The sequence below is a fragment of the Kluyvera cryocrescens NBRC 102467 genome, assembly GCF_001571285.1.
Lineage (GTDB): Bacteria > Pseudomonadota > Gammaproteobacteria > Enterobacterales > Enterobacteriaceae > Kluyvera > Kluyvera cryocrescens.
Genome location: NZ_BCTM01000013.1, coordinates 59,357 through 73,027 on the forward strand (window position 1 = coordinate 59,357; position 13,671 = coordinate 73,027).

A 13,671-nucleotide genomic window follows, 5' to 3' on the forward strand; every position below is an offset into this window, starting at 1 on the left:
TATTATTTTGGCTCAGTACCGAACCATTTTTTGTAAATTTCGTTGTAGGTGCCATTCTCGCGCAGCGTTTTCAGCGCGCCGTTCACTTTTTCGCGCAGTGCGTCGTTGCCTTTAGAGAAAGCAATACCGTACTGCTGTGCTTCCAGAGACTCACCAACCGCTTTGAACTGACCGTTACCGGCAGTTTTGATGAAGTACAGGATGTTTGGCGTGTCGTGCAGAACGGCGTCAGCACGGTTGGTGCCTAATTCCATGTACGCGTTATCGATGTTCGGGAACTGGCGCAGGTCTTTGGTTTTGATGTTAGCTTTCGCGTAATCAACAGACCCGGTGCCGCCCTTAACGGCAACCACTTTGCCATCCAGATCTTTTACGCTCTTGATGTCGTTATTGTTGGCTTTCACCATTACCAGCAGGCCGCTTTTGTAGTAGCCGTCGGAGAAGTCGACTGCTTTTTTACGCTCTTCGGTGATAGTAATGCCCGCCAGCGCCAGATCGACGTTTTTGGTTTGCAGTGCAGGGATGATGCCGCTGAAGTCCATTGGCTTCAGGGTGTAATCCAGCTTCAGCTCTTTGGCAATAGCGGCCCACAGATCCACATCGAAACCAACATATTTGTCGCCCTGTTTGAATTCAAACGGAACGAAAGCAGTATCCGTTGCGACAACCAGTTGTTTCTCAGCTGCTTGAGAAGAAACCGCAAAAGCCAGGGTGAGTGCAGCCAGTGAAACTTTAAACATTGACTTCATAGCATTTCCTTTTATATCCACGGGGCGATCCCCTGCGAGAACAATCGGCTTATGAAAAAATCGTGCCAACTTCACAATGTGTTGTTTCTTAACAGATAATGCTTTTCTCTCCGCACAATAGCGGCAGAATAAATGTCTATGTGCACCATATTGGGGCGCCAAAGTGGTGCATGAAAAATGCGTTGTTAAGTATGGTGTTTTTTAGCGCAAACGCAGGGGGGAAAACAATCTTTTATTAACGATTGTGTGAGGTGACTATTACAAGTTGTTTACTTTTGCGGGGTTTAAAGCGCTGGGGGTGCACTTTTATAGTGCAAATCCTCCCGCCACGGGGGCGGGAGGGGGATAAGTATTACTTATGGTTATTCAATATTCGCTTCGATAAACCACAGGAACTTATCTAAATCGCGGGAGGCGGCGGTGAAGATATCAGCGGTGTCTTCATCCTTCGCTTCGCTAATGGCTTTACGTACGTCGTTGGCGACAATCGCGTAGCGCTCGGCCAGTGCTTTTAAGTGATCCTGGACGCTGGTGATATCCAACGGGTAGCTTTTCAGCGGGGTTTGCGCGTTAATCACCTGGGTGGTACCCAGCGCGATACCGCCAAGCTGTACGGCACGTTCGGCCATGGTATCCAAATGGTCGGTCAGCGCGGTACGGAAGCCATCCAGCATTTCATGTACGGCAATAAAGTTTGCGCCACGCATGTTCCAGTGCGCCTGTTTGGTAATCAGTGACAGATCGATAAACTGAAGAACCTGACGGTTGAGTAACGCAACGGTAGCCTGTTTTTCGCTTTCCGGAACATCGTTACGCGTATAGAGAAGTTGGGCGTTTTTAGTTTTGACCAGTTTTGCAGTACTCATAATCATATATCCTCTTGATCCGATACACATATAAAGCTCGGTGTATCTGCGTCCTCATGAATTAACGAAAACAAGTATAGCACCGTCACAGCGATGTATTTTTCGGTTGTGCCTATGGGTTTGATAGTGAGCGCATGTTGATGTGAAAAAGTGATTGATAAACAGTGGTTTAATATTAATTTGTTAATTTGTGTCTATTTTATGACGATGCTTTTTGATCTCTGATAAATAACCACTAAGTTACTATTGGATATTATGCATAGTGGTACACACTATGCATAATAAATAGAATTATCCGATATCGACTTTTTCGACTTTTGTTTCCTGGCGCATGGTCAGCGTGGAACCCATCGATGCCAAAATAATGGCTCCTAATGCCATTGTTTGGCTAAAGGTGAGGGTTTCCCCAAGGAAGATCAGGCCGGACAGCGTCGCGATGGCGGGCTCCATACTCATCAATGTACCGAATGTACGTGTAGGTAAACGCGTTAACGCGATCATCTCAAGCGTATAGGGCAGAGCGGTTGAAAGAATGGCAATAGCCAAACCGACCGGCAGCAGCGTCCAGTGCCACAGCGCCTCGGTGGCCTGAAACGCACCGAGCGGGACAAACACGATGGCGGCAATGAGCGATCCCATTGCGACCGTTGCAGGCCCATGTTCCTCGCCCGCACGGCGTCCCGCCAGGATATAGACCGCCCAACCGGCCCCGGCACCGAGCGCCAGTAGTGCACCGGTCAAATCAACATGCGCCACGTCCTGGCCCAAAGGCAGCAGGAACCATAAGCCGGTGACTGCCAGAATCACCCAGATAAAATCGACCGGTCGGCGTGAGGAAAACAGCGCGACCGCCAGTGGCCCGGTAAACTCAAGGGCTACCGCAATGCCCAATGGGATCCGCTGTAAAGAGAGATAGAACAGATAGTTCATTGCCCCGAGGGACAAACCGTAAAACAGTAGGGGAAGACGCTGCTCTTTCGCAAAACGAAGACGCCAGGGTTTAAAGATAATCACCAGGATCAGCGTGCCCAGTGCGAGTCGCAGCGCCGTGACGCCCGGGGCGCCAATCATTGGAAACAATGACTTAGCGAGCGAAGCACCGCTTTGAATGGAGATCATCGAGATTAAGATGACGAGTATAGGTAACCATGACGGTAGCTTGCGAGACATGCCGGACATCTTATTCCTGTCAATTTTTGTCAAACGAGGTAAAACCGGCAGTGTAATTGAAATAGTGCGCAACGGTTGAGGATTTGTTGAAAAAAAAACGACATGGAACGAGTAAACTTTGCGTAGTCGATGATTATTTCGTCTGTCAAATTAGGAATTGTCTGGAAAGTGGCGTGATGTTTTTACCGCAATAGCGAGAAGATTTAACGAAAAAACACGTTACTAATGAAAGGGATATCGTAATATGGAAAAGAATTGTTACATCAAAGATGCCCTTAGACATCATCAGGCCGAAAGAGTTTCTTAACAATTTTTGATATATTTAAAACTTACGGACTTATTAGAAGCACATTTGAGGTGGTTATGAAAAAAATTGCATGTCTTTCAGCACTGGCCGCAGTTCTGGCTGTTTCCGCAGGTACTGCCGTAGCTGCAACTTCCACCGTGACCGGTGGTTACGCTCAGAGTGATATGCAGGGCGTCGCTAACAAAGCTGGCGGCTTCAACCTGAAATATCGCTACGAAGCTGATAACAACCCACTGGGCGTGATCAGCTCCTTCACCTACACCGAAAAAAGCGACACCCAGAACGGCGTGTACACTAAAGGCCAGTACTACGGCATCACTGCTGGTCCAGCTTACCGTCTGAACGACTGGGCAAGCATCTACGGTGTAATTGGTCTGGGCTACGGTAAAGCACAGGGCAACCAGTTCCCTAACAACGACAGCACCAGCGACTACGGCTTCTCCTACGGTGCAGGCCTGCAGTTCAACCCAATCGAAAACGTTGCTCTGGACTTCTCTTACGAGCAGTCTCGCATTCGTAGCGTTGACGTGGGTACCTGGATTGTTGGTGCAGGTTACCGCTTCTAATCACTTCGGTGATAATAAAAGGGGTCATTATGACCCCTTTTTTAATGCCCTTTGTAAACCTATTTCCTTCCCGGTTCAACACCCTGCGGCAATGTAATCACCGTTGGCACTGATGGGGATCACCGTCAGGAACAGAATGCTGGCGAAGAGAATCAGCATTACGCCCCCCGCAATTTTGACCGCTGGCATGATCCAGCCATTTCCCGCTGAGTCACCGAAGAACGCAACAGTCCGTTCACGCGCGTAGCGCACGGCAAGGGAAAGCCCCAGAATAGATAACGCGGTTCCCAGCGCCATGGTCATCACCGCGGCAATTCCCCAACTGACGATACCGAGCGTATTGGCAAACATTAAAATCATGATCGCTCCGCTGCACGGCCGTGCGCCAATGGCTAAAACCACGCCGAGACGGGTTTTCCAGTCGGCCTGAGCCAGGGACGCCCCTACGCCGTGATGCCCACAGCCGCAACGTTCATCATGCGCATGGAGTGGTTTAAGTGATGAGATGAACATTCTGCGCGGGCGCAAATGTTTGCACGCCTGGTAAATCACAAACACGCCAAATAAACCAATCATCACCGCGCTGATTTTCTCTACATACCAGCGGCTGGTACTGAGATCCCCTGAGGCGAGGTTAAAACCGACCACCAGGATAAAGACAAATAGAATCGCGCTAACGCCCTGCATCAGACTGCCGATAAACGGCACCGCGCGGGCGGCAAACAGACTCTCTTTATTGGTACTGAGGTAGGTGGTGACGATGAATTTACCGTGCCCCGGCCCGATAGCGTGTAGCACGCCATAGAAAAAAGCGCCGGTCAGCAGCCATAATCCGCCGCTGTACTCATGATTATTCAGCTGCAGCAGATACATCACCAGATAACGATGCAGGGTAATTTGCGTGGCGAGGCACCACTGAATAAACGCCCCCCAATGTGCATGCAGCGTGAACGCGGCGGCAAGCAGCAGAAGCGTTGTCAGCCCTGCGGTGGGAAGGCGCCAGTCGATATTGAGGCGTTGTACTGTCATCGGTTGGCCTGCGGTAGAAGGTCTTGAGGACAGTATAGTAATGCAACGTATGGGTTATGCGCTATCCGTTAACCTGAACCGGCGGTCAACGGATAGCGAGAGAAAAGTCGCAGGATTTAGCTTTTCGGATCAAACAGATCGGTCTTCAGCGTATCGTAGTCCACTTTTTGTAACTGGAAGTTGGTGATGAAGACTTTTCCGGCTTTTTGCTTCGAGATAAAACGATATTTCGGCACGATCTCTTTGGTTTGGATACCGGTCCACTGTGAGAAGAAGCTCAGGAAATCATTCGCCGAACGGCGCGCTTTAATCACGTTATGGGTTTTATCGTCGCTGGAAAGCACCATAAAGGGTACCTGGAAATTCTGCTGGTACTTATCGTCATGCGCCAGGTATTGCACCGCTTTACCGCGCTCTTTAAACGCCAGACCGTGGTCGGAAAAATAGACCAGCGAGAAGCTGTCGGTGTTACTGCGCAGTTGGCTATACAGCTGACTCAGTAGGTTGTCGGTTTGCGTCATGGTATAGAGATAGCAGGAGGTCTCTTTAGATTGCACAAATTGCGCATACTTGCCCTCGGTGCGATCGCAGGCCTGCGGGTGCGAACCCATCAGGTGTAGCACAATCAGCTGCGGCTGGCTGCGTTGGGTCGAAAGCACCTGTGCGGTCATTTTCAGCAGCGCCTCGTCACGGGTGTTTTTATCCGCTTCAAAGTCTCCGCTTTTCAGGAAATGAACCTCATCGGCGCGTTTAGCAATACTCGCAATCGCCGTGTCATACTCACCAATCTGGCCCTGATTTGAGAACCACCAGGTCTGGAAACCTGCGCGGTTGGCCAGCGTGACAAAGTTATCCTGGTACAGCGGTTTGCCATCGACCACCCGATTGAGCGTCAGGCCCAGTGATTTTTGCGTAGAGCCGCTGGCGGCCACGTAGTCAGTAAACAGGTTACCGTTAACCGAGCTAGCGAACGGCGTGTTGTCCCAGTGCCCACCAAAAGCCCCGAGGGCGTCGCGGCGTGCGCTCTCGCCAATCACCACCACGTAGGTGTGGTATTTAGGCTTCACCGCGATAACGTTCCAGGTATCTTTTACCCCGGAAAGCTCGGCCATGCGCTTTTGCTCGTCCAGCACTTCGTTATTGTTGACGATAATGTCTTTCACAAAGCGAAACGCTGGGTAGCCACTGTCTTTGAGTTTAAAAACGCCGCCGTAAAGCTGATTTTGAATCGGCTGGACGAAAAAGACGCCGATGCTGAACAGCAGGCACAGCGTATCCATCAGCTTCCAGCGCGTTTTGGCGACCGGTTTGCGTCGAACGGCAATCACGCCGAGCACAAAAATGAAGATCCCCACCAGGTAGCTGTACCACGGGAAAATAGTGAAGATTTCCGTCGACTCTTCCATGTTGGTGGAGTGCAGCGCCAGCAGGGTATTAAAGTTTGGTGCGCCGTAGGCCGTGCTGAACGGGAAATAGAGCGCGGCGACGAGTGAATAAACCCCCAGGATCACCTTTTGCACTTTTGGCAGCGTGCGCCACAGCAGATGTAACACGCAGGTAAACGCCACCGCATACAGCAGACTAAACGGATAGCCCAGTGCCAGGTTTATCAGAATGGATTGTAAAAAATAAAAACCCGTCCACGGGCTAACGGTAAGCCCACGTGCGGCAAGGGTGTCTTTCAGGGTTAGATTCATAGATCGCAACTATAAAAACGCCATGTGCGTCCCCTGGCGTCAAGGGTTCTTTATTGACCAGACGATGCGTGAAGAGGGGGAAGCAAAGTACAGGGCTGCAAGAAGATAAAGCCAGCTTATTATTGGGTCAACTGCTGATAACGAATTGTTTTGGGATGGCGATTACAAAACCAGAAAAAAGGCGGGGATTTTAGGCCAAACGGGCAGCTTGCCAGCAAAGTGTGACAGGATGATGAAGCGGCGTCGCGACGCCGCTTAGCGGGACGGAGTGTCCTTCTGGGGTTTGCCGTTGATCAGGTCACACAGCATACCGATTAACATTAAGCGTACTTTAAAAGGAGAGTGGCTAAACACGCTGATACACCTCTTGAATTCGTTCATGGTTCCTCCTCCATTCAGCTCGTCAATCCTTGATGAGCGTTCGTATTACATACAGATATAGCACAGGCTATATTTTATAGCTATGGCTAAAACGTTAAATTTTTGTGCTTGGGTCACAATCCATTACAATGGGCTCACTTGATATGGCGCGTTCTGGCGTCACACTTGATGAGGAAGTTCTATGGGTCGTCGCGCAGGTACGCCAACAACAAAAAAAGTGACGCAGCTGGTTAATGTCGAAGAGCACGTTGAAGGGTTTCGTCAGGTTCGTGAAGCGCACCGTCGTGAGCTGATTGATGACTACGTTGAGCTGATTTCCGATTTAATCAACGAAGTCGGCGAAGCGCGGCAGGTTGATATGGCCGCCCGTCTGGGAGTCTCTCAGCCGACGGTGGCGAAAATGCTTAAGCGGTTGGCCGGCGTGGGGTTGATTGAACAGATCCCCTGGCGCGGCGTATTTTTGACGCCGGAAGGCGAGAAGCTGGCGCAGGAGAGCCGCGAGCGTCATCAGGTGGTGGAAAACTTCCTGCTGGTGCTCGGCGTGAGCGCTGACACGGCGCGTCGTGATGCGGAAGGCATCGAACATCATGTTAGCGAAGAGACGCTGGACATGTTCCGTCAGTTTACCCAACAGCGTGGGCAACAGGCTGAATGAATCTCCCTTTTATACGGTCGCTAATGCGCGACCGTTTTTTACATCTGCTGATAATTATTGGCGCTGGGCTGAGTTTTTGGGTTCCCTTTCAGCCGGCCAGTTGGCCCGCGGCTATCGACTGGCACACCATTATTACCTTAAGCGGCCTGATGCTGCTGACCAAGGGCGTTGAGCAGAGCGGCTACTTTGATGTGCTAGGACGCAAAATGGCGCGTCGTTTTGTGACCGAACGCCAGCTAGCGCTGTTTATGGTGCTGGCCGCCGCGCTGCTATCGACCTTTCTGACTAACGACGTGGCGCTGTTTATCGTGGTGCCGCTGACCCTGACGCTGAAGAAATGGTGCGCGTTGCCCATTAACCGGCTGATTATTTTCGAGGCGCTAGCGGTCAATGCCGGATCGCTATTAACGCCTATCGGCAATCCGCAAAATATTCTGTTGTGGGGGCGCTCCGGCCTTTCATTCCCGGCCTTCACGCTGCAAATGCTGCCGCTTGCGCTGGCGATGATGGTGACGCTGCTGGTGCTGTGCTGGTTTTGTTTCCCGGCGAAAAAGCTCGAATTTCAAAGTAGCGACCGCACGCCAGGCTGGCAACCGCTGCTGGTGTGGAGCTGTCTGGCATTCTATCTGGTCTTCCTCGCGGCGCTCGAAATGAAGCAGGAGCTGGCGGGGCTGGCGATCGTTGCTGTCGGTTTCTTGCTGCTGGCGCGCCGGGTGGTGTTTAGCGTCGACTGGACGCTGCTGCTGGTGTTTATGGCGATGTTTATCGATGTCCATTTGCTGACTCAACTGCCGGCTCTGAATCATGCGCTTAGCGGTGTCGGGACACTTTCTGACGGTCAGCTGTGGCTGACGGCGATTGGCTTGTCGCAGGTGATTAGCAACGTGCCATCTACCATTTTACTGCTGAACTACGTCCCCCCGTCGCTGCTATTGGCCTGGGCGGTAAATGTCGGCGGCTTTGGTTTGCTGCCCGGATCGCTGGCCAACCTAATCGCCCTGCGGATGGCGGCGGATCGCCGCATCTGGTGGCGCTTCCATCTTTACTCAATCCCGATGCTGCTGTGGGCGGTGGCAACCGGATATGGGCTGCTGTTGATCCTCCGCTGACGGTTCCCGGGCACTCGTTGTTCGCCCGGGAAATTTCCTTCGATCTCACAAAAAACGATCCTCGCGGTTGCGGTTTCATTCGGCTTTTGGCTATATGACTAGTCATTAACTTTAAATGACTAGTCATATAGGAGCGAACCATGAAATCATCACTGCCCGCCAACTTCCTGTGGGGCAACTCTGTGTCAAGCATGCAGACCGAAGGCGCCTGGAATGAGGGCGGAAAAGGGATGTCGGTTTATGATATTCGTGAGCCGAAAGAGTTTGCCTCCGACTGGAAGGTGGCAACGGATTCCTACCACCGCTTTGAAGAAGATTTCGATTTAATGAAAGATCTGGGCATGAACTGCTACCGCTTTCAGATTGCCTGGAGCCGCGTCTGCCCGACCGGTGACGGTGAGTTTAATGAAGAGGGGATTGCTTTCTACGAGCGCTTCATTACCGGGCTTATTGAGCGCGGCATTGAGCCGATGATCTGCCTCTACCACTTCGACATGCCGCTGGCGCTGGCGGAAAAATACAACGGCTTTACCGATCGCCGCGTGCTGGAAGCCTTTATTCGCTACGGCAAAAAAATGATCGATTGCTTCGGCGACCGCGTCACCTGGTGGCTGACCTTCAATGAGCAAAACCTGTACCACATGCCGGAAGCTTTCCTGATTTCCGGCTATATGCGTGGCGATAAAACCCTGCGCGAGCTCTACCAGATTCAGCATCACGTGATGATGGCGCATGCGCATCTGACGAATTACCTGCACCAGACCAAACCGGGAAAACTGATGGGCGGCATGCTGGCACACGCTCAGGTTTATCCGGCAACCTGTAAACCGCGCGATGTTTTCTGCGCTCAGCAGTTGGATGAGTTTTTCAATCAGAACCTACTGCGCGCCTTCGCGGGCGAAGGCTACAGCCCGGAAGTGATGCATTTTGTCGAGAAAGCGGGGCTGCGCGATATCTATCTTGATGAGGATCTGGCTGTGCTGGCCACCATGAAGAACGACTATATGGCGTTTAGCTACTATGCCAGCCGCACGCTGGATAGCGATCCGATCCCTAAAGATACGCCGGTCAATAATTACATGCTGTTCGGCGATAAACCGAATCCGCATCTGAAAGCCACCGAATGGAACTGGCAGATCGACCCGCTCGGTTTTCGTAGCATTATTACCCGCTATTACAACGACTGGCGTCTGCCGGTCTTCCCGATTGAAAATGGCATCGGGGTGATTGAGTCATGGGATGGTGAGAACCAGATTGCTGACGATTACCGCATTGCCTATCATCGTGACCATATCAACGCCATGAAAGAGGCGATTTTTGAAGATGGTGCGCAGGTGATTGGCTACCTGGGCTGGGGGCTCATTGATATTCTGAGTTCACAGGGCGATATGCGTAAACGCTACGGCGTGGTGTACGTCAACCGTGAAAACCACGATTTAAAAGATTTGCGTCGCGTGCCGAAGAAAAGCTACGCCTGGCTGAAAAAGGCCATTCATAGCAACGGTGAAGAGATGTAATGACGGAAAAACAGAGGCGGGTCATGGCAGCGAAGTACATCGCGATAGCGCGGGAAATTAAAAAGCGGATCATCAGTCGGCAGTATCCCGCTTCCGATCCTTTGCCCGACCAGTTTGCGCTGGCGGCGGAGTTTGGCACTAGCCGCATGACTATCCAACAGGCCATGCGCCAGCTGATCGTCGAAGGGCTGGTGTATACCCGCCAGGGGCAGGGGACGTTTGTACGCAAAAACTTTCTCCAGCTATCGCAGTGGGACGTACCCGGCAGCGACTATTCAGGCGCCACGGAAACCTGGGGGCATTTGGGGAAAGTGGAGAGCCAGGTTATCCGCTTTGAGCTGCGTTTCCCTACCGAGAAAGAGCAGGCATCATTGCTGGTTGATGCTGACGCACCGGTGTACGATTTTGTCCGCCTGCGGCTGCTTAACGGTGAGCCGCTGTCGCTGGACATCACGGTCATGCCGGTATCGCTGGTGCCGGGGCTCAGCAAAGGTCATCTCGAAAGCTCGGTGTTTCGCTACGTACAGGATAATCTGGGGCTTAAGATGATGGGGTCTTATCGGGTGGTGCGGGCGATAAAACCGGGTGAGCTCGATCAGCAGCATCTTAGCTGTGAGCCAGGCGATCCGGTGCTGGAAGTGGAACAGGTGATCTACCTGGACGACGGAACGCCGCTGGAATACGCGCACTGCCATTATCGCTACGATCATGGTGGCATTGTTATCGTGAATAATAGCTAAAAAAAAATGGCGGGTGATTAACCCGCCATTTTCACATCTGTTGCCTGAATTAGTTCAGACGAACCGGCATACCGGAACGGTTTTTAACCGCCTGGTCAACGATGCTCTGGTCAACGTCAGACTGGCTGGTCACTTTCTGCACCGCCTGAGTCAGCGAAATTGGCACAATCTCGCCACCTTCGAACTGCGCTTCGGTGGTGGACAGCGGGTTGTGAACCTCAATGAAGCGGCTGCCATCTGGCTCGGTGGTTGCTTTCACTGGCTCATCAATAAACTGTACGCGGGTGCCCACTGGCACGTTCTGGAACAGGAATTTGATGTCTTCGTTACGCAGACGTACGCAGCCGTGGCTTACGCGCAGGCCGATACCGAAGTTGGCGTTAGTACCGTGGATAGCATACAGACGGCCAATGTACAGCGCGTACAGCCCCATCGGGTTATCCGGGCCGGCGGGAACAACGGCTGGCAGTGGGTTACCTGCAGCAATATATTCCGCATGCATTTTCGCCGTTGGCGTCCAGGTTGGACCGGCTTTCTTACGTTCGACCTTGGTAGTCCAGTTGATAGGCGTATCTTTGCCCAGCTGGCCGATACCGATTGGCAGCACGATCACGGTGTTGGTGCCTTTCGGGTAGTAGTACAGACGCATTTCGGCGCTGTTAATCACAATACCTTCATGCACCGTATCCGGCAGGATCAGCTGCTGAGGAATATTCAGCACGGTGCCGCCTTTTGGCAGGTAGGTATCTACGCCTGGGTTTGCTTCCAGCATATTAGACAAACCCATCTGATACTGGGCCGCGAAGTATTCCAGCGGTTGCTTATTGTCTTCAGGAATGGTGATAACCTGGTTCTGACCGACAATGCGGCTACCGTTGGTCGGCAGCGGATACGTCACCGCGGATGCCGAATTACAGAAGCCCACGACAGCAAGCGCTGCAGCGAAAATCATTTTTAATTTCATGTTCATGTTGTGCGAGGTATCAGTGCCATTACGGCGGTTGTTGAGGAATTCAGCCTGTTGGTAGAAGCGCATTATATGTGCATTCCTTGCCGCATGGAATTCGGATGTGTACTAAATCACATTTTTTTCACTTCAGTTACAGTTTAGCGTCTTGCGATGGCGGGCGCTTTTTATTCGGAATTGTGGCACAATAGGCGGTTTGTCACATTCTTCAGGATACTCCCGTGTTAGTTACCAGCAACGTCACCATGCAGTTTGGCAGTAAGCCGCTGTTCGAAAATATCTCCGTCAAATTTGGCGGCGGCAACCGTTACGGCCTGATTGGCGCCAACGGGAGCGGCAAATCCACCTTTATGAAAATCCTCGGCGGCGATTTAGAACCGACGCTGGGCAACGTCTCCATCGATCCAAACGAGCGCATCGGTAAGCTGCGTCAGGATCAGTTCGCCTTCGAAGAGTTCACCGTGCTTGATACGGTGATCATGGGCCACGGCGAGTTGTGGGAAGTGAAGCAAGAGCGCGACCGCATCTACGGTCTGACGGAAATGAGTGAAGAAGATGGCTACAAAGTGGCTGATCTCGAAGTGCTCTACGGCGAAATGGATGGTTACTCTGCGGAAGCCCGTGCGGGCGAACTGCTGCTGGGCGTGGGTATTCCCGTTGAACAGCACTACGGTCTGATGAGCGAAGTGGCACCGGGCTGGAAGCTGCGTGTACTGCTGGCGCAGGCGCTGTTCTCTAACCCAGATATTCTGCTGCTCGATGAACCAACCAACAACCTGGACATCGACACCATTCGCTGGCTGGAGCAGACGCTCAACGAGCGTGACAGCACCATGATCATCATCTCGCACGACCGTCACTTCCTGAACATGGTCTGTACCCACATGGCGGATCTGGACTACGGTGAACTGCGCGTTTACCCGGGCAACTACGACGAATACATGACGGCGGCCACCCAGGCGCGCGAACGTCTGCTGGCGGATAACGCCAAGAAAAAAGCGCAGATTGCTGACCTGCAATCCTTCGTTAGCCGCTTTAGCGCCAACGCCTCTAAATCACGTCAGGCCACCTCCCGTGCTCGTCAGATTGATAAAATCAAGCTGGACGAAGTGAAAGCCTCCAGCCGTCAGAACCCGTTCATCCGCTTCGAGCAGGATAAGAAACTGTTCCGTAACGCGCTGGCGGTGGAAGAGCTGACCAAAGGCTTTGACAACGGCCCGCTGTTTAAGAACGTTAACCTGCTGCTGGAAGTGGGTGAAAAGCTTGCGATTCTTGGCGCCAACGGCGTGGGTAAAACCACTATGCTGAAAACGCTGGTGGGCGAGCTGGAAGCGGATCACGGCACGGTGAAATGGTCCGAGAATGCGCAAATTGGTTACTACGCGCAGGATCATGCGGAAGATTTCGATAACGATCTGACCGTGTTTGACTGGATGAGCCAGTGGAAACAAGAAGGCGACGACGAGCAGGTGGTTCGTGGCTTCCTCGGCCGTCTGCTGTTCAGCCAGGACGATATTAAAAAGCCGGCGAAAGTTCTGTCCGGTGGTGAGAAGGGCCGTATGCTGTTTGGTAAGCTGATGATGCAGAAACCAAACATTCTGGTGATGGATGAACCAACCAACCACCTGGATATGGAATCTATCGAATCGCTGAACATGGCGCTGGAAATGTATCAGGGTACCCTGATCTTCGTATCTCACGACCGTGAATTCGTCAGCTCGCTGGCGACCCGCGTGATTGAAATTACGCCAGAACGCGTCGTCGACTTCACCGGTAACTACGAAGATTACCTGCGCAGTAAAGGTATCGACAACTAAGCCGTTCTCTCCCCGGTGCGGGTTCGCCGCTCCGGGGAGATTATTCTCCCCATCCATCGCCTTTCGCATTCTTCAACCTTTCCACAACACGCCAATAACTC

At 52.2% G+C, this 13,671-nt stretch carries 13 protein-coding genes; 6 read left to right on the forward strand and 7 right to left on the reverse strand.

The features are described from left to right. Positions 1-2: 2 nt before the first annotated feature. From glnH to rhtA, 3 genes are all read right to left on the reverse strand, one after another. Entirely contained in the window at positions 3-749 is a 747-nt protein-coding gene (gene glnH / locus KCR01S_RS10725) for a glutamine ABC transporter substrate-binding protein GlnH (RefSeq protein WP_061282739.1), read from the reverse strand. A gap of 362 nt (positions 750-1,111) precedes the next feature. After that, complete coding sequence (gene dps / locus KCR01S_RS10730; RefSeq protein WP_052284751.1) at positions 1,112-1,615, reverse strand: DNA starvation/stationary phase protection protein Dps; 504 nt, start codon at positions 1,613-1,615, stop codon at positions 1,112-1,114. A 291-nt stretch (positions 1,616-1,906) separates the two neighbouring features. Next, complete coding sequence (gene rhtA, locus KCR01S_RS10735) at positions 1,907-2,794, reverse strand: threonine/homoserine exporter RhtA (protein WP_061282741.1); 888 nt, start codon at positions 2,792-2,794, stop codon at positions 1,907-1,909. A 354-nt stretch (positions 2,795-3,148) separates the two neighbouring features. Here rhtA and ompX point away from each other — a divergent pair, with 354 nt between their 5' ends. Then, positions 3,149-3,658, forward strand: a complete 510-nt coding sequence (gene ompX / locus KCR01S_RS10740; protein WP_061282742.1) for an outer membrane protein OmpX — start codon at positions 3,149-3,151, stop codon at positions 3,656-3,658. A gap of 75 nt (positions 3,659-3,733) precedes the next feature. On the opposite strand, the gene KCR01S_RS10745 is transcribed toward ompX, so the two are convergent. From KCR01S_RS10745 to mntS, 3 genes are all read right to left on the reverse strand, one after another. Next, positions 3,734-4,687: a nickel/cobalt transporter gene (locus KCR01S_RS10745; RefSeq protein ID WP_061282744.1), complete on the reverse strand. Its 954-nt coding sequence runs from the start codon at positions 4,685-4,687 to the stop codon at positions 3,734-3,736. Positions 4,688-4,803: 116 nt separating this feature from the next. Then, a complete protein-coding gene (locus KCR01S_RS10750) occupies positions 4,804-6,384 on the reverse strand; it encodes a phosphoethanolamine transferase (protein WP_061282746.1) in 1,581 nt (526 codons plus the stop codon). A 255-nt stretch (positions 6,385-6,639) separates the two neighbouring features. Continuing rightward, on the reverse strand, positions 6,640-6,765 hold the full coding sequence (gene mntS, locus KCR01S_RS10755) for a manganase accumulation protein MntS (protein ID WP_052284756.1): 126 nt from the start codon (positions 6,763-6,765) through the stop codon (positions 6,640-6,642). Between the two features lie 181 nt (positions 6,766-6,946). Between mntS and mntR the strand changes: the two genes are divergently transcribed. The 4 genes from mntR to KCR01S_RS10775 all read left to right on the forward strand — a co-directional run bounded on the left by mntR (position 6,947) and on the right by KCR01S_RS10775 (position 10,786). Further along, positions 6,947-7,420: a manganese-binding transcriptional regulator MntR gene (gene mntR, locus KCR01S_RS10760; RefSeq protein ID WP_061282748.1), complete on the forward strand. Its 474-nt coding sequence runs from the start codon at positions 6,947-6,949 to the stop codon at positions 7,418-7,420. Then, entirely contained in the window at positions 7,417-8,529 is a 1,113-nt protein-coding gene (locus KCR01S_RS10765) for an anion transporter (protein ID WP_061282750.1), read from the forward strand. Before mntR ends, KCR01S_RS10765 begins: the two co-directional genes overlap by 4 nt. A gap of 140 nt (positions 8,530-8,669) precedes the next feature. Next, entirely contained in the window at positions 8,670-10,046 is a 1,377-nt protein-coding gene (locus tag KCR01S_RS10770; protein ID WP_061282751.1) for a glycoside hydrolase family 1 protein, read from the forward strand. 23 nt (positions 10,047-10,069) lie between these two features. Beyond that, a complete protein-coding gene (locus tag KCR01S_RS10775) occupies positions 10,070-10,786 on the forward strand; it encodes a GntR family transcriptional regulator (protein WP_061282752.1) in 717 nt (238 codons plus the stop codon). A gap of 49 nt (positions 10,787-10,835) precedes the next feature. Here the strand turns inward: KCR01S_RS10775 and ldtB are convergent, their stop codons facing one another. Then, positions 10,836-11,756 carry a L,D-transpeptidase gene (gene ldtB / locus KCR01S_RS10780; protein ID WP_061282846.1) on the reverse strand — a complete coding sequence of 307 codons (921 nt, stop codon included), beginning with the start codon at positions 11,754-11,756 and terminating at the stop codon, positions 10,836-10,838. Between the two features lie 218 nt (positions 11,757-11,974). Between ldtB and KCR01S_RS10785 the strand changes: the two genes are divergently transcribed. Next, positions 11,975-13,570: an ABC-F family ATPase gene (locus KCR01S_RS10785; protein WP_061282753.1), complete on the forward strand. Its 1,596-nt coding sequence runs from the start codon at positions 11,975-11,977 to the stop codon at positions 13,568-13,570. Positions 13,571-13,671: the final 101 nt, after the last annotated feature.

What these genes read in the sequence shown, in the direction of transcription:
- glnH (WP_061282739.1), bottom strand. Translation starts at nt 749, where the DNA reads ATGAAGTCAATGTTTAAAGTTTCACTGGCTGCACTCACCCTGGCTTTT.
- dps (WP_052284751.1), bottom strand. Translation starts at nt 1,615, where the DNA reads ATGAGTACTGCAAAACTGGTCAAAACTAAAAACGCCCAACTTCTCTAT.
- rhtA (WP_061282741.1), bottom strand. Translation starts at nt 2,794, where the DNA reads ATGTCCGGCATGTCTCGCAAGCTACCGTCATGGTTACCTATACTCGTC.
- ompX (WP_061282742.1), top strand. Translation starts at nt 3,149, where the DNA reads ATGAAAAAAATTGCATGTCTTTCAGCACTGGCCGCAGTTCTGGCTGTT.
- KCR01S_RS10745 (WP_061282744.1), bottom strand. Translation starts at nt 4,687, where the DNA reads ATGACAGTACAACGCCTCAATATCGACTGGCGCCTTCCCACCGCAGGG.
- KCR01S_RS10750 (WP_061282746.1), bottom strand. Translation starts at nt 6,384, where the DNA reads ATGAATCTAACCCTGAAAGACACCCTTGCCGCACGTGGGCTTACCGTT.
- mntS (WP_052284756.1), bottom strand. Translation starts at nt 6,765, where the DNA reads ATGAACGAATTCAAGAGGTGTATCAGCGTGTTTAGCCACTCTCCTTTT.
- mntR (WP_061282748.1), top strand. Translation starts at nt 6,947, where the DNA reads ATGGGTCGTCGCGCAGGTACGCCAACAACAAAAAAAGTGACGCAGCTG.
- KCR01S_RS10765 (WP_061282750.1), top strand. Translation starts at nt 7,417, where the DNA reads ATGAATCTCCCTTTTATACGGTCGCTAATGCGCGACCGTTTTTTACAT.
- KCR01S_RS10770 (WP_061282751.1), top strand. Translation starts at nt 8,670, where the DNA reads ATGAAATCATCACTGCCCGCCAACTTCCTGTGGGGCAACTCTGTGTCA.
- KCR01S_RS10775 (WP_061282752.1), top strand. Translation starts at nt 10,070, where the DNA reads ATGGCAGCGAAGTACATCGCGATAGCGCGGGAAATTAAAAAGCGGATC.
- ldtB (WP_061282846.1), bottom strand. Translation starts at nt 11,756, where the DNA reads ATGAACATGAAATTAAAAATGATTTTCGCTGCAGCGCTTGCTGTCGTG.